This is a genomic window from Ruegeria sp. O5, assembly GCF_056535105.1.
Genome location: NZ_JBQERN010000012.1, coordinates 77,345 through 94,217, shown reverse-complemented (window position 1 = coordinate 94,217; position 16,873 = coordinate 77,345). Strand labels below are relative to the sequence as shown.

Here is a 16,873-nt window from a genome sequence, read left to right as displayed (position 1 = left end):
TTTTTTGGTCATGACGCGGTCGCAAACGCGTGCTACGCCGGAAGCATGACTCGCATCCCCACCAAGCAGGAGGTCCTTGACTGGATCTCGGCGAACCCCACCCTGACCTCGAAACGCGACATCGCCAAAGCCTTTGGTATCAAGGGCGCGGATCGCATTGACCTCAAGCGCATCCTCAAAGAGCTTGAGGCCGAAGGACACCTTGAAAAACGCAAGCGCAGCTATCGCGATCCAGACCGTCTTCCACCTGTCAGTGTCTTGCAGGTGAAGGCCCCGAATGCCGATGGTGATCTGTTTGCCCGCCCACTGGAATGGCATGGCGAAGGCGTCGAGCCCATCGTTCTGATCATCGCGCGGGCCAGCGACCCGGCCCTGGGTGAGGGTGACCGCATTCTGGCCCGCCTGACCGTCGTGCACGAAGAAGATCACAATTACGAAGCCCGCCTGATCCGCCGAATCGGGACCAACCCGCGCAAGATCGTGGGCATATTCCGCAAAGGGGCCGAAGGGGGCAGAATCGTCCCTATCGACAAGGCGGGCCAGACTGAATGGCTGGTTGCCGATGGCGCGGTGCATGGTGCCAAAGACGGCGAATTGGTCGAGGCCGAACAGGCCGGGCCAAAAAATCGCATGGGCCTGCCACGCGCCCGCATTGTTGAACGGTTGGGTGATCCGACCGCGCCCAAGGCTGTTTCGCTGATCGCGATCCATCAGCACGGTATCCCGGATGACTTTCCCGACAAGGTCATAGCCGAAGCAGACAATGCCAAACCCGTTGGCCTGAAGGGCCGCGAGGACCTGCGGGACATGCCGCTGCTGACCATCGACCCCTCGGATGCGCGTGATCGTGATGATGCCTGCTACGCGCACGCGGATGACGACCCGAAGAATCCCGGCGGACATGTGATCTGGGTCGCTATCGCCGATGTTGCTGCTTATGTGCTGTCTGGCTCGGCCCTGGATCGTGAGGCGCGCAAACGAGGCAATTCAAGTTATTTCCCTGACCGCGTTGTGCCGATGCTGCCTGATCGTCTGTCGGGTGATCTGTGTTCCCTGCATGAAGGCGTCCCGCGTGCCTGTATCGCTGTGCGGATGCAGATTGACGCGGACGGTAACAAGATTGGTCATCGTTTCGTGCGGGGGTTGATGCGTTCGGTCGCGTCGCTGAACTATGCCGAAGTGCAGGAGGCCATCGACGGCAACCCGAACGACCGCACCGGGCCATTGGTGGAGACGGTCTTGAAACCGCTTTATGCCGCCTATGCCGCGCTGAAGAAAGCGCGGGCTGTGCGACAGCCGCTGGAACTGGACCTGCCCGAGCGTAAGATCGTGCTCAGCGAAACGGGTCATGTTGAAAGCGTGGCGTTCCGTGACCGGTTGGATGCGCATCGGTTGATCGAAGAGTTCATGATCCTCGCCAATGTCTCGGCTGCCGAGACACTTATCGCCAAGCGCCGTCCGCTGCTGTTCCGCGTGCACGAGGAACCCGCGCCCGAGAAACTGGAAAGCCTGCGGGAAACGGCGCAGGCTGCCGGATTGAACCTCGCCAAGGGGCAGGTGCTGCAAACCCGCCACCTGAATGCGCTGCTGAACGCCGCCGCCGGGACCGAGGATGCGGAACTGATCAACCTGACCACCCTGCGGTCAATGGCACAGGCATATTACAACCCTGAGAACTTCGGCCATTTCGGGCTGGCGCTGCGGAACTACGCGCATTTCACCTCTCCTATCCGGCGCTATGCCGATCTGGTCGTGCATCGGGCGCTGATCTCAGCTCACGGTTGGGGCACGGACGGTTTGACCGAAGACGAGATTACCCGGCTCGAAGAAACGGCCACTCATATCTCGGATACTGAACGCCGATCCATGATGGCTGAACGGGACACGACTGACCGCTATCTGGCCGCGTATCTGAGCGAGCGGGTCGGCAATGAATTCACAGGGCGGATCAGCGGCATTGCCCGGTTTGGTGCTTTTGTCAAAATGGATGAAACCGGTGCGGATGGCTTGGTTCCGGTGCGATCACTTGGGCGCGAGTTTTTCCATTTCGACCGCGAGGCCGGGACACTTATGGGGGCGGACACGGGGCTGACTATCGCCATTGGTCAACGTGTCACCGTTCGACTGACCGAAGCGACACCAGTGACCGGGGGGTTGGAGCTGGAGCTGCTGTCCATTGACGACCAGGCCCTGCCGCGCGGACAGGGGCCAAAAGGGCGATCATCCCGGCGCAAAGCGATCAGCACCAAGCGCAAGAAAGACAAGATCAAGCGCAAGGTCGAACGCAAACGCCGTCAGAGGTGATAGGTCAACGCCCGGGCAATCAGCCATCCGTGGCGTGTTGGATCGATTTGTGTAGTGTCATCAAACAGAACGGCACGGTTCCCATCTATCTGATCCTCGCCCGGAAAGGCGGATGTGAAATCGCTTATCAACCGGGTTTGGCAGTGCACAAACAAGGCGAAACTTGCCGACTTGTGCGCGCCCAGCCGGATCGTTGACCCCTTGGGCGCAAGATAGGCGGGCTGACCCCACCGCAGCTCCTCTTGCACCGTGGGGGCGGCAGGCAGAGAGGCTGCCGTGTCAAACACAAGCGCCCGCAAGGCGAGAGCCCCCGCACGGGTTTGCGGGGGCAGGGCTTCAAAGGCCGAAGCGACCAAAGGGTTTTCAAAGGGTTTCATGCAATTGGTATCGCCTGTTCCAACCGATCCACGTAGCTGTTTAGCAGGTTATCCTGTTTGATCCGGCGGGTCAGGGGGGTGTCCGCAGGTGTGGCGCGCATTGCGGCAAGCATTGGACCAACGCTCATGTCCGCAGATGTCGGCCGGTCCCCAAGCAGGAAAGAGGATTGCCACAGATAGGCCGAGATCGCCTCGAGGTCACGTTCGATCCGGTCCAGCCGTTCGGACAGCGAAAACCGCCCGATTCCCTGCGACGTGATCCCCTTCAGAACGGATTTCCGGATCGCATTGGATGCGGGTTTTCGGATCAACGCCGGAATTCCGGTAAAGAACGTATCTCGCAAGATCGGCCAGACTTGGTCATTGCCCCAGCGATCCAGAACGATGTGAAAATACAGATGCTCTTCGGCCATGCGCACCAGGGCGCGGGACTGCGCCTTTTCGACATCCGTCAACCCTTTGTCGAAATCCGCGCCCTGCTGTTCCAACCAATCGCGGATCAGGTCGCTGTCCGGGACTAGGCGTTCCGGCGTCCGCAAAACGGGCAGCTTCTGGTGGGGCATCTTGCGGGGGTCAAGCATGTCCGAGCGCTGCCAGGTCTGGCCGGACTGCTGAAGCATCAATGCTGTCTTGACACAGAAGGGGCTGGCACTGAACAGGCCGAAGGCAGAGGGGAAGGTGAGAAGGGTCAGCATTATAAGGCTCCGTGTTATGGGGTGCTGACTGAGTATCGGGACCTAATGACAGTTTCTGTCATTAGGGATAAGCTATAATACATCATGTCCCGCACCGCCCGTTTGTTCCAACTGATGCAAGCCCTGCGTTCTGGCCCTTCGCCCAGAACATCCGAACAGTTGGCGCAGGATTTGGGTGTTTCGGCCCGAACAATTCATCGGGATATTGATGCATTGCGCGGACTGGGTGCCGTGATCGATGGCGAAGCGGGGTTTGGCTTTACGCTGATCGAGGACGCAACCCTGCCCCCATTGGGGTTCACTGATGATGAGCTTGAAGCGTTGGTTCTGGGCCTGCGCGAAGTTCAGGTGATTGGCGATCCGGCTTTGTCGGGCGCAGCGGGCACGGCCCTGCGGAAACTTCAGGGACGCTTGCCGCAACGCCAGTCCCACCGGCTCAGCCATGCGGTTCTGGCTGCTACGCGGTTCAACCGCCCGCCTGAACCCACGATTGACGTGGCCACTCTGCGGCAGGCGACGTGGGATGAGCGCGCGGTCGAGTTTTTCTATACGGACGCGAAAGGCGACGCTACGCACAGGCGCGTCAACCCTTTGAGCATCGTCTATCTGGATCACTCGAACGTGTTGTTGGGCTGGTGCCACCTGCGACAGGATTTTCGCGTTTTCCGGTTGGATCGCTTACAGGACATGTCAGTGACGGAACAAAGTTTCAGGCCGAACCGCGTGCCCCTGCTGCGCGAGGCATTGGAACGCATTCGGGCAGAGCGTGCTGCGCAGGAGCGAGAGGCGAACGTCTGAGCACTTTGTGAATTTCTGATTCTGCGCTACCCTGTGGTCGAGCAGTAATCAGGAAAAAACGGAATGCGAAAATGCGTAGGCGGCGTCATGACCGTCGCATTGTGGGCATCCATAGTGCAGGCGGAAACAACAGAAAACACCAGATGGGCAGACAGCGGGACTTCACGCGCAGCGCTGCAACTGGCTTCGGCGGATGTGACCGTTTCGATCCGTCCGGTCCCGCGCCCGTTGATTGAGGCCTTGCCCGTGGCTTCTGCGACAACGGCAAGGTTTCAGTCCTGGCTTGGCGCCTTTCAGGGACGCGCGCGGCGGCAGGGCATTTCGCAGGGAACACTGACTCAGGTGTTTTCGGGGATGAGCTATGACGAAGATGTCCTGGAACGGGATCGCAATCAGGCTGAGTTTTCGAAACCCATCTGGGAGTATCTTGAAACCGCAGTGTCGGAAACGCGCCTGTCGAACGGGCGCGCCGCCCTGCAGCGGCATCGGCAGGTGTTGAACCGGATCGAGGCTGAATACGGTGTCGAAAAAGAGGTGGTCGCTGCCATCTGGGGGCTTGAAACCTCTTTCGGGTCTTATCGCGGCAGCAGTCCAACGCTTCGTTCATTGGCAACGCTAGCCTTTGATGCGCGGCGGGCACAATTCTTTGAAACGCAGTTGGTCGCTGCCCTGCGGATTGTGCAGGCTGGCGATATCAGCGCCGGCAACATGCTTGGCAGTTGGGCGGGCGCAATGGGGCATACACAATTCATGCCCACGTCATATCTGGATCACGCGGTGGATTTTGACGGTGATGGCCGGCGGGACATCTGGTCGGATGACCCGACGGATGCGCTGGCTTCGGCGGCGTCTTATCTGGCGCGGCATGGTTGGACCAGGGGTCAGCCGTGGGGCGTGGAGGTTCGTCTGCCGACCGATTTCGATTACGCCTCAGCCCGTCGCGATTTTATGCTGATGCCGTCTGAATGGGCCGCTCAGGGTGTCGTGGCGCGGGATGGTACCGTCGTGCCGGATCATGGGAAGGCCGCGATCCTGCTTCCGGCCGGAAGTCAGGGCGTCGCGCTGATGATTTTTGACAATTTCAACGTGATCGAGGCGTATAACGGGGCCGACGCATATGTGATCGGCATCGGGCATCTGTCTGACCGGCTTGTAGGGGGCGCACCGTTTCAATCCGACTGGCCGCGCGGCGACTTGGTGCTGAGTTTTGCCGAGAAAAAGGAACTTCAGACCCGTCTGACGGATGCGGGCTTTGACACAAAGGGTGTCGACGGGCGCACCGGGCCAAATACGATCAACGCCGTTCGGGCGTATCAACTGGCGCAGGGGCTGGTCCCGGACGGATACCCCACGCCAAACCTGCTGGAGAGGTTACGGTAAAGAAAAGGCGGCCCGAATGGGCCGCCTTTGAAGACGCATAAATCGCTAAATCAAGATGCGGCTTTCATCAGCCCTTGCGCAATGATCTCGGCCTGTGCTTCGTCCAGCGACTTGTAGATCCGCACGAACATCTCGTCGATATCCGCGGGTGTCAGGATCAGCGGGGGTGAAATGATCATCCGGTCGCCGACGTGGCGCATGATCAGGTTATTGGCAAAGCACCGATCACGGCAGATATAGCCGACCGTGCCGGGTTCGGATGCGAATTTGGCGCGGCTTGCTTTGTTCGGGGTCAGCGCGATGGAGGCCATCATGCCAACGATCTTGGCCTCACCCACCAGCGGATGATCTGCCAGTGCCTCCCATTTCTCTTTCAGATAGGGGGCGGCAACGTCGCGCACGTGCTCAACGATCTTCTCTTCTTCGAGGATGCGCAGGTTCTCCAACGCCACGGCAGCCGCGACCGGGTGGCCGGAATAGGTATAGCCGTGATTGAATTCGGTACCGCCGATCACTTCGGCGATGTCGTCGTTCACGATGGACCCGCCGATGGGTGCATAGCCCGAGCTAAGGCCCTTTGCGATGGTCATGATATGCGGTTTGATGCCAACGGTTTCCGATCCGAACCAGTTGCCTGTCCGGCCAAATCCGCAGATGACCTCGTCGGCTATCAGCAGGATATCGTACTTGTCGCAGATACGCTGAATTTCCGGCCAGTATGTATCGGGCGCGACGATCACGCCGCCTGCACCCTGAACCGGCTCGGCGATAAAGGCGGCGACCCGGTCTTCACCCAACTCTTCAATCGCCTCTTCCAGCTCGCGCGCGCGGGCCAGACCGAATTCTTCGGGCGACATGTCACCGCCTTCGGCCCACCAGTTGGGTTGGTTGATGTGGTGGATATTCGGGATCGGAATGCCGCCCTGCGCGTGCATCCCGGCCATACCACCCAGCGAGGCCGAGCCCACGGATGAGCCGTGATAGGCGTTTTTGCGGCTGATGATGACGTTCTTGTCTGGCTGGCCCTTCTGGGCCCAGTAGGTGCGCACGAGGCGGATATTGGTATCGTTTGCCTCGGACCCGCCTGCTGCGAAAAAGACATGGTTCAGATCGCCCGGGGCCAGTTCGGCAATCTTGGCGGCTAAAGCAATCGCGGGGACGTGGGTCGTTTTGAAGAAGGTGTTGTAATAGGGCAGCTCGCGCATCTGGCGCGCGGCAACATCGGCCAGCTCATCACGCCCATATCCGATATTGACGCACCACAGGCCCGCCATCGCATCCAGAATTTCCTCGCCTTCGCTGTCGGTCAGATAAACGCCATTGGCACGTGTGATCACGCGCGCCCCTTCCTTCCCCAGCGCACCATTGGCCGAGAAAGGGTGAATGTGATGCGCGGCATCCAGCGCCTGCAATTCGGCGGTCGGCATGTGGTTGGTGATGGTAGACATCGGAGAATCTCCTACAAGAACGCAGTTGGGGAACACAATATGATCAAATTTTTTCCTGTCAATCGAATCAAGTTAGATCAGACAGACGTCAATGCTTCCGCCATCAGGTCCATACCCTGTTCGATGTCCTGGGCGGTTGCCTTTGCAGTCATTTCTGCGTCACCGGCGCGCAAAGCGGCAATAATGTCCTTGTGCCGATCCGGAAGGCTTTGTGTGCCGAAGCGCCCGCAGACAACACGCAAAGAGGGGCCAAACCGCAACCAAAGTCTTTCGGCCAGATCACTGAGGATCGGCGCGTTTGCGTAAGAATACAGCGTTTCGTGAAAAGCTTGGTTCAAACGCAGATAGCCACCGACATCACCATCGGTGATCATGCGATCCAAATGCCTGTCCAGGCGTTCCAGGTGATCAATGTCCTGCGCCTTCAGTTTGGCGGTTGCACGTCTGGAAAGCTCTGATTCTATTGAAATTCTGGCGAAGATCATCTCTTCAATATCGTTCGAGTTCAGCAGCGGTACACTGACGCGCCGATTGCCCTGGAAAACCAACCCTCCATCCGAGATCAACCGGCGAATCGCTTCGCGGACCGGAGTCATCCCAACACCCAGCGAATCAGTCAGGCCCTGGATTGTGACGGGCTGACCTGGGACCAGTTCACCGAACAGAATCTGTGATCTGAGTGTTTGGTAAACCTGCTCATGCGCGGGTTGTTTGCCCCCTTCGGTCGACGGCGCATATGCCTTATTTTTGATCAAATCCAATTGGTTCTTCCCATTTCGACTAAGCCTGACTTGTCAGGTGACTGGCCACGTGAAACCATACGCTGGATCGAGGGAAAACGCAAAACTTGATCAAATCCAAAAAAACGGGAAAATACCCGTACACTTGCAGGGAGAAGAATATGACAATCAAAACGCTGACTATGACGGCGGTCATCGCATTGGGGACTTCGGCGGCATTTGCCGAAGAGGTGCGTGTTTACAACTGGTCCGACTACATCGACGAAGAACTGCTGAGCAAGTTCGAAGCAGAAACAGGTCTAACCCTGATCTATGACGTGTTTGACAGCAACGAGGTTCTGGAAACCAAGATGCTGGCTGGTGGCTCGGGCTATGATGTGGTGGTGCCGTCAGGTACATTCCTTCAGCGCCAGATCCAGGCCGGCGCGTTTCAGCAGCTGGACCAAAGCAAGCTTTCGAACGCCGGAAACCTTTGGGATGTAATCGAAGAGCGAACCGCCGGTTATGACCCGGACAACGCGTATTCGATCAACTACATGTGGGGAACAACCGGGATCGGCGTGAATGTCGGTAAGGTCAAAGAGGTTCTGGGCGACGACGTTGCTCTGAACAGCATGGATCTGGTTTTGAAGCCCGAGAACATGGAAAAGCTGGCCACTTGCGGCGTGCATTTCCTGGATGCCCCGGCCGAGATCATTCCCATGGTGCTGCAATACCTTGGAGAAAACCCTGACAGCCACGACGCGGACGTGATCGGCAAGACCGAAGCGGTTCTGACAGCAGTCCGCCCGCATATCCAGAAATTCCACAGCTCGGAATATATCAATGCGCTGGCAAATGGCGACATCTGCGTTGCTGTTGGCTGGTCGGGTGACATCCTTCAGGCACGCGACCGTGCCGCAGAGGCAGATAACGGGGTGGAGATCGAGTATCACCCCTTCGCCGAAGGGTCACTGATGTGGTTCGACCAGATGGCAATTCCTGTCGATGCTCCAAATCCCGAAGGCGCACACACGTTCCTTAACTTCATTCTGGACGCCAACAACATGGCGGCGGCATCGAACTATGTGTATTACGCCAACGGCAACAAAGCGTCTCAGGAATTTCTGGAAGAGGACGTGATCGGCGATCCGGCCATCTACCCGGATGATGCCACGATGCAGAACCTGTACATCACGACACCTTATCCGGCGAAAACGCAGCGGGTCGTGACGCGTCTGTGGACCAAGGTCAAATCGGGCACCTGATCCGAATTGCACCGGCAGGGCGGCGCCGCCGCCTTGCCTCTCTTTTCAGCTATTCGAACGAGGGCCGTAGTGAATTCTGACGTCTTTGCGCCATGGGATGACCCGCAGGCGAAACCCTTGATCCAGTTCCGAAACGTGACCAAGCGTTTTGGTGAATTTACTGCCATCGACAACCTGTCTCTGGATATCTTCGAGCGAGAGTTCTTTGCCCTGCTTGGTCCGTCTGGATGTGGCAAAACGACGATGATGCGGATGCTGGCCGGGTTCGAAACACCGACCGAAGGCCAAATCCTGCTTGGGGGGAAGGATATCGACCCAATCCCGCCCAATAAGCGTGCCGTAAACATGATGTTCCAGTCCTATGCCCTTTTTCCGCATCTTAGCGTCTGGGAAAACATCGCCTTTGGCCTGCGCCGGGACAGAATGCCCAAACATGATCTGGAAGACCGGGTCGAAGAGATGCTGCGCCTGACCCGGCTTGAACAGTTCGCCCGCCGTAAACCGCATCAGATTTCGGGTGGGCAGAGGCAGCGTGTGGCGCTGGCGCGCTCGCTTGCCAAGGCACCCAAGCTTTTGCTGCTGGATGAACCGCTGGGCGCACTGGACAAGAAATTGCGCCAGGATACCCAATTCGAACTGATGGATATTCAGGAAAAAACCGGCACCACATTCGTGATCGTTACGCACGATCAGGAAGAGGCCATGACAGTCGCCAGCCGTGTGGCGGTGATGGATCAGGGTCAGCTTATGCAGGTTGCCACTCCGGACCGGATTTACGAAAATCCTGCCTCGGTTTATGTCGCTGATTTCATCGGGGACGTGAACATCATAGAAGGGCGCGCGACATCTGTCGGAGAGGATACCTATCAGGTAGACTGGGCTGAAGGGCAAGCGCCGCTGACCGCCGCGTCAGCGAAAAACTTTGAAAACGCTCAGTTGTGTCATCTGGCGATCCGCCCGGAAAAAGTGACGATCTCGGCCGAGCGTCCGGCGGATGCAGTGAATGCGGTGCAAGGCAAGGTTCATGACATCGCGTATCTGGGCAATCTGTCCACTTACCACGTTGAGTTGGCAAACGGCACAATCATCAAGGCGCAGACGGCCAATACCCGCCGCATCTCGCGCCGTTCATTCACCTGGGAAGACCCGGTCTGGCTGTCCTGGACGGCCACGGCTGCGGTTCTGCTGGCCGACTGATGCGCCGCGCTGTTCTGATCGCCATACCTTATGTCTGGCTGTTGGCGCTGTTCATGGTGCCATTCTTCATCGTTCTGAAGATTTCGCTGTCGGACACCGCGCTTGCGATCCCGCCCTATACACCGACACTGGATTTTTCAGCTGGTTGGTCGGGGATCAAAGAGTTCTTCAGCCAGCTTGATCTTGAAAACTTCATCTGGCTGACCGAGGACGACCTGTACTGGAAAGCGTATCTGTCCAGCGTCAAGATCGCTTTGATCTCAACCTTCCTGACTTTGCTGGTTGGCTACCCCATCGCCTATGGCATGGCCCGTGCGCCCGAGGAATGGCGGCCAACACTGATGATGCTGGTGATCCTGCCTTTCTGGACGTCATTCCTGATCCGGGTCTATGCGTGGATGGGCATTCTGTCGAATGAAGGGTACCTTAACCAACTGCTTCTGTGGACGGGCATCATTTCGACGCCTTTGACGATCCTGAACACCTCGACTGCCGTCTATATCGGTATTGTCTACACTTATCTTCCGTTCATGATCCTGCCGATCTATTCGTCATTGGAACGCATGGATGGTTCGCTGATCGAGGCGGCCGAGGATTTGGGTTGCTCGAGGGCACAAGCCTTCTGGCTGGTCACCATTCCACTGTCCAGACCGGGCATCATCGCAGGTTGTTTTCTGGTGATGATCCCCGTGATCGGTGAGTTTGTGATCCCGTCACTACTGGGTGGGTCCGGCACGTTGATGATCGGCAAGGTTCTGTGGGAAGAGTTTTTCTCGAACCGAGACTGGCCCGTGGCAAGTGCTGTCGCGATCGTGCTGTTGCTTATTCTGGTCGTTCCCATTGTGCTGTTCCAGCGCAACCAGCAGAAACAGGCGGAGGCTGACGGATGAACAGATTAAGCTGGTTCAATACGGTTTCGCTGACGCTGGGTTTTGCGTTCCTCTATATTCCGATGATCATCCTGATCATCTTCAGCTTTAACGAAAGCAAGCTGGTCACGGTCTGGGCCGGGTTTTCGACCAAATGGTATGGCGAACTGGTTCAGAACGAGGCATTTCTGGATGCCGCGTGGGTCACGGTCCGGGTTGCGGTGTTTTCTTCGACACTGGCAACGATTCTGGGGACTGCGGCCGCTTATGTGCTGGTTCGGGGCAAGCGGTTCTTTGGCCGGACACTGTTTTCCGGCATGATCTACGCGCCACTTGTGATGCCCGAGGTGATCACCGGCCTGTCGCTGTTGTTGCTGTTTATCGGGATCGGGCTGGACCGGGGTATCCTGACAATCGTTCTGGCTCACACAACATTTTCGATGTGTTTTGTCTCGGTTGTCGTCTCGTCACGGCTTGTGACATTCGACAAATCGCTGGAAGAAGCCGCTTTGGATCTGGGTTGTTCACCCGCGCAGGCCTTTGGTCTGGTCACCCTGCCGATCATCGCGCCTGCGGTAATCTCGGGCTGGCTGCTGGCTTTCACATTGTCGCTGGATGATCTGGTTATCGCGTCGTTCACATCGGGCCCGTCGGCGACGACCTTGCCGATCAAAATCTTTTCGGCCGTGCGGCTGGGCGTCAGCCCCGAGATAAACGCGCTGTCGACGATTATGATCGCGGTCGTGACGGTTGGGGTGATCACGGCCTCACTTGTGACCAAACGCGCGATGATGCGCCAACGGCAGGACGAGCAGGCCGCTGCGCGCACCGAATGAAACGGATATTTCCCGAATACACCTATGGCGCAGGTCCTCGTGGTGGTTGCTGGTGGGACGAAACCATTGCAAACCCGAACTGGCCAGAGCTTCAGGGCGATCTGAACGTTGATGTTGCCATCGTCGGTGGCGGCTTTACAGGGGTCTCAGCGGCTTTGCATCTGGCCGAAAACGCGACCTCGGTAGCTGTGTTCGAGGCAGGCCCGCCGGGGTGGGGCGCATCAGGTCGCAATGGCGGTTTCTGCTGTCTTGGCGGATCGAAGCTTGGGCAAAAGTCTATGGTGCGCCGCTATGGCCGCGAAGCGGCGCAAGCCTATGAGACGGCTGAACAGGATGCGGTCCAGCTTGTTGCCGATCTGCTGGCGCGGCATCGGATTGACGCCGATACGCATTCCAACGGTGAGACTCAACTGGCCCATTCGCGGCATGCGATGGATGTCCTGCGCCGATACGCGGACGAGACCGGCATTCTGCACCAAGCCGCTGAATTACCAGCGCTCGGTATGGGTGGTGCATTTTTCGGTGGGTATACTCTGCCGGTTGGCTTCGGGCTCAATCCCCGGAAATACCTGTTCGGGCTGGCAAGCGCTGCGGCAGCTTCGGGAGCGAATTTCTTCCAGAACAGCCCCGTTCTGAACATTGAAAAAACGACGTCCGGCTTCAGGCTGCAAACAAGCGCGGGGCAGGTTAACGCACAGGTCGTGCTGATTTGTACCAACGGGTATTCCAGCGAAGACATCCCCGATTGGATGTCCGGACGCTATTTGCCTGCGCAATCGACGGTTATGGTAACACGCCCACTTAGCCAGGCAGAACTATTGGCGCAGGGCTGGAACTCGGACCAGATATGTTACGACACGCGCAATCTTCTGCACTATTTTCGCCTGATGCCGGATGGGCGCTTTTTGTTCGGAATGAGAGGCGGCTTGTTGTCGTCGCCCCGGTCCGAGGCCGCGATCCGGGCAAAGGTTCAACAGGATTTCAAACGCATGTTCCCGGCCTGGGCAGCGGTTGAGGCGACTCATATCTGGTCGGGGATGGTGTGCCTTTCGCGAAGCCTGATGCCTTATGTCGGTGCCGTGCCCAAGCAGCCAGGCATGTTTGCCGGATTTGCGTATCATGGCAACGGCGTCGCTATGGGGACTTACAGCGGGCGCGCATTGGCGCGGCTGGCATTGGGCAAAGAGGCCCACTTGCCAGCCCCGATGAGGCAAACTCCTGAACGGTTTCCGATGGGCCGCTGGCGTCGCGCATTGATGCCACCGGCATACGCCCTCTTTGCGCTTTCCGACCTCAGGTAAACTCAATCGGTTTCAGGATTTCGATTTCCAGTTTCAACCCTTCGGAATAGTCGGGTGCACCGTTTTCTGCGCGCCACAGGCAATAAGCGGCCATGCGCCAAGCATACCATGGCTTGAGCCGTTGATAACGGGCAACAATCTCGGGTCTGCGATAGGCGGACAGAAACTGAACTTCTTCCGCGTCCGACAATGGTGAGCCCCGGTACAACCTTTGCATTGCCGGGGACAGAAACAGCGCAAGGTCTTCGCACGGGTCGCCAAAGGCCGGGCATTGCCAGTCGATCAAGGTCAGGCCGCGGGACGCGACCAGAATATTTCCAGCGACCGGGTCGCCATGGATCAGGCAAGTCTTGGTCGTGGAAGGAACAGATATCGAAGGTTGCAGTTTTGCCAGTTCGTTTCGGGTTTCTGACCTGCACCCTTGCAGAATTCTGTGCCCATGGGCCATCAGATCCGCGCTGCCGTTACACCCGGCGGGCGCTGGAATGGTGTTGGGCAGCGAGTGCAACCTGCGCAGCAGTTCACCAACCTTGTCCGACCCATTCCGCCAAGGTGTTCCGGGTGCGTGGTCGTAAAACACCCAATGCGCGTTCCTGTGCTGTCCTGCGGCGCGCAGCCTTGGTACAAATCCGGTCGGTCCAAGCGCCTTGAGGCAGAGAGCTTCCAGCTTTGCATCATTTCGAAACAAGGGGTTGCGTAAGGTCGGGCTGTAGAGCTTCAGTACTTTGTCGCCGTTGTCCCCCAGCACTTTCCACACCCTGTTGGTCCGACCACCATACAGGATTTCGAACTGCGCGTACATGTTGACCAACCCCATAGTGCTGAGGTGTTCAACCAGATCATGAGGGGGGGCAGGCAGGTCGGGCAGAGGTCTTTTCACTTCTTCTGGCGAGTCGAGTTGCCAACCTTTGGCCCGTACTGCCTGACAGATCAAGCGCCCGTTCGGACCGCAGTGATCAGATCTGCGGAAATCACTTGACCACCTTGCAGGGTCAGCAGAACAGCATCCTCTCCCACCTGCGCTTCGACGACGCGGTTATAGGCAGCAACCGGTTTCTCGGAAATCAGCCGGTCATTCTTATAGCTTTCCAGCGTCGCGGTGTAGTTGCCAGCGGCCATCGGATCGCCTGAGGAATTCACACCTGCCCAAGCAAACTCCGTCGCTGTTGTGGGAACAGAAACCGTGTCGACGACTGTGCCTTCATGATCACGGATCACCAGTCTGGTTGCGTCCGCGTCAGAATCCGCGTTCGAGAACAGGGTCACCGGCTGGCCGTTGAAATGGAACCCCGATGCAGATCGGACGTCCATTCCGACCCAGCTTGCAAGGTCGTTCAGATTGACACTGCCAAGCGTGCTGGTCAGGGCGGAAAGCAGGTCATTGGTTTGAACCTGTTGTTCAACCATCGAAAACTGCGCAAGTTGCGATGCGTATTCGGTTGAATCCATCGGCTCCAGCGGGTCCTGATTCTGGGCCTGCGCGGTCAGCATCAGCAGAAACGTTTCGAAATCCGAGGTGATCGCAGAACTCCGGGACGGACCGGCAGTTTGCTGAGAGGTGGCAGCCTGTGTGGCGGTGACGGGTGTGATCATTTTTCAATATCTCATATCGATGCCCCTGACCGGAGCAGGAGTTTGTGGTAGCGGCGTGGCTTGCGCGAGGTGTACGTTCTGAACCGGTTCGGATTCCGGTGCGGCCTGAGCGTCGAATTCATCTGTCCACTGATCCCGTGCACCTGAATCCGACGGAGTCCCCAGATCGATGTTCAGGTTCCCATAGCCCAGTTTCTGAAACTCCTCCGTAAGAACGGACAGGTGGCGGCGCAAAAGTTCCATCGTGTCCGGGCGTTCGGTGGCGATTGTCATCTGGAGCCCGTCATCCCGACCGTTCAGCACAATGGATACGCGCCCCAATTCTTCGGGGCTTAGCGAGATTTCCATGATGCCGGTTCCCGGTCGGGTCTGAATCGTTGCCGCCAATTGCCCGGCTATGGCACGGGCAATTTCAGCACGGGCGAACGGAGAGGGCATCGCCGAGTGTTGTGCCACCTCGCGGGGGGCTTGCTGAACGGGTTCGTCTAAGGCGATGGGCACAGAGTCAACCTCATGAACCGGTGCCGCCTGTTCGGCTTCGATTGAGTTGAGGATCAGCTGAAGCTGCGCAACGGGTGTCGCGCGGTTTGGACTTGTCGGATTGGGCGTGGCAGCGACTTCCGCTGTCTCGGGCGCCGTCTTTGCGCTTTCAAGGAGGGGTTCGGCTTTCAACCCGGCTGTCTGGTCCTTTGATCGGGTTGGCTGGCTCAGCACAGGCAAAGCCTCTGAGGGTTTTTGGGCTGGCGTGACCTGGGTCGAAGCGGTGTGAACCTGCTCTTCGATTGGTTGCCCGGGCACAAAGGGTTGAATGTCGGTCTGACGGGGCAAACCCATTGACGCAACGGTTTGTTCCGGTTCTGTCGTACCCGTTGCGGGGATATCCGCTGCGGCAGGAACAAACGGCGCGGGATGCACTGTATCTGCCCCAGGCGTTTCGGATGTCCCGGCCATCTCGGTCTGCGACGAAATGTTGTTTGCCAACTCTGGTGCCCGAGGTGAAATCGCCTCGACAGATGCCTCAGCCGTGTTTGACAGAACGGCCTCAACCTCAATCTCGGCAGTTTCGTCGGTGGTTTCGATAGAAGTGGCCAAAGCCGTGGTGCCGGGGAGAGGATGTGTTTGGTTTCCCTGTTCAAGGATGTCCTCGAAACTGTCCGACCCGGCAGTACGACCCGGATCTTTGGCGGGCGAACTGGGTTTCGCAGTTGCTGTTGGCGCTGCGGCTGCCAGCGTTAGTGGGTTGGGCATTTTGCTCTGGCTCCGTGTGATTGATCAGAACTCTGCCCGCAGGAAGTTACGTTTATTTTAACCGCTTTCACCTTTGATCGAGAAAGTTCGAAGCATTTTCGGAGAAAACCATGCACGTCTCAGCAATTCCCCAGGTGGCTCAAACGCCATTGGCCCAGACACGACTGAAAGACGCGGCCATCGAGTTGGAGGCCGCATTCCTCAGCGAAATGATGAAGTCGGCCGGATTGGGCAAAACGCGCCAGTCTTTTGGAGGAGGAGCCGGTGAAGACCAGTTCTCTTCGTTTCTTGTTCAGCATCAGGCACGCGAACTGGCCCGGGCTGGCGGGGTGGGTTTGTCAGAAATTCTGCTGAAATCACTGATGGAGAAAACCGATGACATCTGAAGTCGACATGGCACTGATCAAATCTCTGGAAGAAGTTCTGGATCTGGAGCGTGCGGCGCTTGTCCAGGGTGATCTGGATCGCCTGACGCATATGGTGCCGGAAAAAGAAAAACTGATCGGCGCGATCAACGACCTTCAGGTGATTGACAGCGATGCATTGGTTCGAGTGCAGCAGAAAGTCGAACGCAATCAGGCATTGCTGAACAGTGCCGCCGACGGGATTCGGGCCGTCGCCAGCCGCATGGCTGAACTGCGACGGGTTCGGCAGGAATTCAGCACGTACGGCGCGGATGGGCAACGAAGTGAGTTTTCCGTTCGAAATACGGCAAAGCTGGAAAAACGCGCATAGGCTTGGGTTTGATTCAAATCTGAAACACCTGGTTCGGGCGTTTTAGCACTCCGTTAGGGGATCGGGCTCAAAAGTGATGCTGCACCTGGAAACATCAGGTGGCGC

General features: G+C 57.8%; 17 protein-coding genes. 10 read left to right on the top strand and 7 right to left on the bottom strand.

All coding sequences use genetic code 11. The annotated features are described in order from the left end of the window. Positions 1–45: 45 nt before the first annotated feature. Positions 46–2,304 (top strand): ribonuclease R, encoded by a 2,259-nt coding sequence (gene rnr, locus ACR0M3_RS14925; RefSeq protein WP_480911479.1) that lies wholly within the window; start codon positions 46–48, stop codon positions 2,302–2,304. Here the strand turns inward: rnr and ACR0M3_RS14920 are convergent. Continuing rightward, complete coding sequence (locus tag ACR0M3_RS14920) at positions 2,295–2,681, bottom strand: DUF1801 domain-containing protein (protein ID WP_480555000.1); 387 nt, start codon at positions 2,679–2,681, stop codon at positions 2,295–2,297. The genes rnr and ACR0M3_RS14920 overlap by 10 nt on opposite strands. Next, positions 2,678–3,376, bottom strand: a complete 699-nt coding sequence (locus ACR0M3_RS14915; protein ID WP_480555001.1) for a glutathione S-transferase family protein — start codon at positions 3,374–3,376, stop codon at positions 2,678–2,680. Before ACR0M3_RS14915 ends, ACR0M3_RS14920 begins: the two co-directional genes overlap by 4 nt. Positions 3,377–3,460: 84 nt before the next feature. Here ACR0M3_RS14915 and ACR0M3_RS14910 point away from each other — a divergent pair, with 84 nt between their 5' ends. Both ACR0M3_RS14910 and ACR0M3_RS14905 read left to right on the top strand, forming a co-directional pair. Further along, the gene (locus tag ACR0M3_RS14910) at positions 3,461–4,174 is read left to right on the top strand and encodes a helix-turn-helix transcriptional regulator (RefSeq protein WP_480484146.1); all 714 of its coding nucleotides are present in this window, start codon (positions 3,461–3,463) and stop codon (positions 4,172–4,174) included. A 63-nt stretch (positions 4,175–4,237) separates the two neighbouring features. Continuing rightward, positions 4,238–5,554, top strand: a complete 1,317-nt coding sequence (locus ACR0M3_RS14905; protein ID WP_480911478.1) for a lytic murein transglycosylase — start codon at positions 4,238–4,240, stop codon at positions 5,552–5,554. 50 nt (positions 5,555–5,604) lie between these two features. Here the strand turns inward: ACR0M3_RS14905 and ACR0M3_RS14900 are convergent, their stop codons facing one another. Both ACR0M3_RS14900 and ACR0M3_RS14895 read right to left on the bottom strand, forming a co-directional pair. Beyond that, entirely contained in the window at positions 5,605–7,002 is a 1,398-nt protein-coding gene (locus tag ACR0M3_RS14900) for an aspartate aminotransferase family protein (RefSeq protein WP_480911476.1), read from the bottom strand. 77 nt (positions 7,003–7,079) lie between these two features. Continuing rightward, positions 7,080–7,763 carry a GntR family transcriptional regulator gene (locus tag ACR0M3_RS14895; RefSeq protein WP_480911474.1) on the bottom strand — a complete coding sequence of 228 codons (684 nt, stop codon included), beginning with the start codon at positions 7,761–7,763 and terminating at the stop codon, positions 7,080–7,082. A 140-nt stretch (positions 7,764–7,903) separates the two neighbouring features. Between ACR0M3_RS14895 and ACR0M3_RS14890 the strand changes: the two genes are divergently transcribed. The 5 genes from ACR0M3_RS14890 (at position 7,904) to ACR0M3_RS14870 (ending at position 13,192) form a co-directional block, all read left to right on the top strand. Next, the gene (locus tag ACR0M3_RS14890; protein ID WP_267363696.1) at positions 7,904–8,989 is read left to right on the top strand and encodes a polyamine ABC transporter substrate-binding protein; all 1,086 of its coding nucleotides are present in this window, start codon (positions 7,904–7,906) and stop codon (positions 8,987–8,989) included. A gap of 69 nt (positions 8,990–9,058) precedes the next feature. Continuing rightward, positions 9,059–10,186: an ABC transporter ATP-binding protein gene (locus tag ACR0M3_RS14885; protein ID WP_480559984.1), complete on the top strand. Its 1,128-nt coding sequence runs from the start codon at positions 9,059–9,061 to the stop codon at positions 10,184–10,186. Further along, on the top strand, positions 10,186–11,076 hold the full coding sequence (locus ACR0M3_RS14880) for an ABC transporter permease subunit (RefSeq protein WP_480484141.1): 891 nt from the start codon (positions 10,186–10,188) through the stop codon (positions 11,074–11,076). Before ACR0M3_RS14885 ends, ACR0M3_RS14880 begins: the two co-directional genes overlap by 1 nt. Continuing rightward, positions 11,073–11,891: an ABC transporter permease gene (locus ACR0M3_RS14875; RefSeq protein WP_480474178.1), complete on the top strand. Its 819-nt coding sequence runs from the start codon at positions 11,073–11,075 to the stop codon at positions 11,889–11,891. Before ACR0M3_RS14880 ends, ACR0M3_RS14875 begins: the two co-directional genes overlap by 4 nt. Next, entirely contained in the window at positions 11,888–13,192 is a 1,305-nt protein-coding gene (locus ACR0M3_RS14870) for an NAD(P)/FAD-dependent oxidoreductase (protein ID WP_480484140.1), read from the top strand. Before ACR0M3_RS14875 ends, ACR0M3_RS14870 begins: the two co-directional genes overlap by 4 nt. Here the strand turns inward: ACR0M3_RS14870 and ACR0M3_RS14865 are convergent. Genes ACR0M3_RS14865 through ACR0M3_RS14855 form a run of 3 tightly spaced genes read right to left on the bottom strand, consistent with a single transcriptional unit; the run spans position 13,185 to position 16,033 of the window. Then, positions 13,185–14,072: a phosphotransferase gene (locus tag ACR0M3_RS14865; protein WP_480911473.1), complete on the bottom strand. Its 888-nt coding sequence runs from the start codon at positions 14,070–14,072 to the stop codon at positions 13,185–13,187. The two genes, ACR0M3_RS14870 and ACR0M3_RS14865, sit on opposite strands and share 8 nt — an antisense overlap. A 50-nt stretch (positions 14,073–14,122) precedes the next feature. Beyond that, positions 14,123–14,785: a flagellar hook capping FlgD N-terminal domain-containing protein gene (locus ACR0M3_RS14860; RefSeq protein ID WP_480506444.1), complete on the bottom strand. Its 663-nt coding sequence runs from the start codon at positions 14,783–14,785 to the stop codon at positions 14,123–14,125. A 3-nt stretch (positions 14,786–14,788) separates the two neighbouring features. Then, entirely contained in the window at positions 14,789–16,033 is a 1,245-nt protein-coding gene (locus tag ACR0M3_RS14855) for a flagellar hook-length control protein FliK (protein WP_480774112.1), read from the bottom strand. 110 nt (positions 16,034–16,143) lie between these two features. On the opposite strand from ACR0M3_RS14855, the gene ACR0M3_RS14850 reads away from it, so the two are divergent. Both ACR0M3_RS14850 and ACR0M3_RS14845 read left to right on the top strand, forming a co-directional pair. Next, complete coding sequence (locus ACR0M3_RS14850; RefSeq protein WP_267366596.1) at positions 16,144–16,419, top strand: rod-binding protein; 276 nt, start codon at positions 16,144–16,146, stop codon at positions 16,417–16,419. Then, positions 16,409–16,768 carry a flagellar biosynthesis protein FlgN gene (locus tag ACR0M3_RS14845; RefSeq protein ID WP_480484135.1) on the top strand — a complete coding sequence of 120 codons (360 nt, stop codon included), beginning with the start codon at positions 16,409–16,411 and terminating at the stop codon, positions 16,766–16,768. Before ACR0M3_RS14850 ends, ACR0M3_RS14845 begins: the two co-directional genes overlap by 11 nt. The last annotated feature ends 105 nt before the right edge of the window (positions 16,769–16,873 follow it).

Excerpts from the sequence above, each read along its gene's own strand:
- rnr (WP_480911479.1), top strand. The coding sequence starts at position 46 with ATGACTCGCATCCCCACCAAGCAGGAGGTCCTTGACTGGATCTCGGCG.
- ACR0M3_RS14920 (WP_480555000.1), bottom strand. The coding sequence starts at position 2,681 with ATGAAACCCTTTGAAAACCCTTTGGTCGCTTCGGCCTTTGAAGCCCTG.
- ACR0M3_RS14915 (WP_480555001.1), bottom strand. The coding sequence starts at position 3,376 with ATGCTGACCCTTCTCACCTTCCCCTCTGCCTTCGGCCTGTTCAGTGCC.
- ACR0M3_RS14910 (WP_480484146.1), top strand. The coding sequence starts at position 3,461 with ATGTCCCGCACCGCCCGTTTGTTCCAACTGATGCAAGCCCTGCGTTCT.
- ACR0M3_RS14905 (WP_480911478.1), top strand. The coding sequence starts at position 4,238 with ATGCGAAAATGCGTAGGCGGCGTCATGACCGTCGCATTGTGGGCATCC.
- ACR0M3_RS14900 (WP_480911476.1), bottom strand. The coding sequence starts at position 7,002 with ATGTCTACCATCACCAACCACATGCCGACCGCCGAATTGCAGGCGCTG.
- ACR0M3_RS14890 (WP_267363696.1), top strand. The coding sequence starts at position 7,904 with ATGACAATCAAAACGCTGACTATGACGGCGGTCATCGCATTGGGGACT.
- ACR0M3_RS14880 (WP_480484141.1), top strand. The coding sequence starts at position 10,186 with ATGCGCCGCGCTGTTCTGATCGCCATACCTTATGTCTGGCTGTTGGCG.
- ACR0M3_RS14875 (WP_480474178.1), top strand. The coding sequence starts at position 11,073 with ATGAACAGATTAAGCTGGTTCAATACGGTTTCGCTGACGCTGGGTTTT.
- ACR0M3_RS14870 (WP_480484140.1), top strand. The coding sequence starts at position 11,888 with ATGAAACGGATATTTCCCGAATACACCTATGGCGCAGGTCCTCGTGGT.
- ACR0M3_RS14860 (WP_480506444.1), bottom strand. The coding sequence starts at position 14,785 with ATGATCACACCCGTCACCGCCACACAGGCTGCCACCTCTCAGCAAACT.
- ACR0M3_RS14855 (WP_480774112.1), bottom strand. The coding sequence starts at position 16,033 with ATGCCCAACCCACTAACGCTGGCAGCCGCAGCGCCAACAGCAACTGCG.
- ACR0M3_RS14850 (WP_267366596.1), top strand. The coding sequence starts at position 16,144 with ATGCACGTCTCAGCAATTCCCCAGGTGGCTCAAACGCCATTGGCCCAG.
- ACR0M3_RS14845 (WP_480484135.1), top strand. The coding sequence starts at position 16,409 with ATGACATCTGAAGTCGACATGGCACTGATCAAATCTCTGGAAGAAGTT.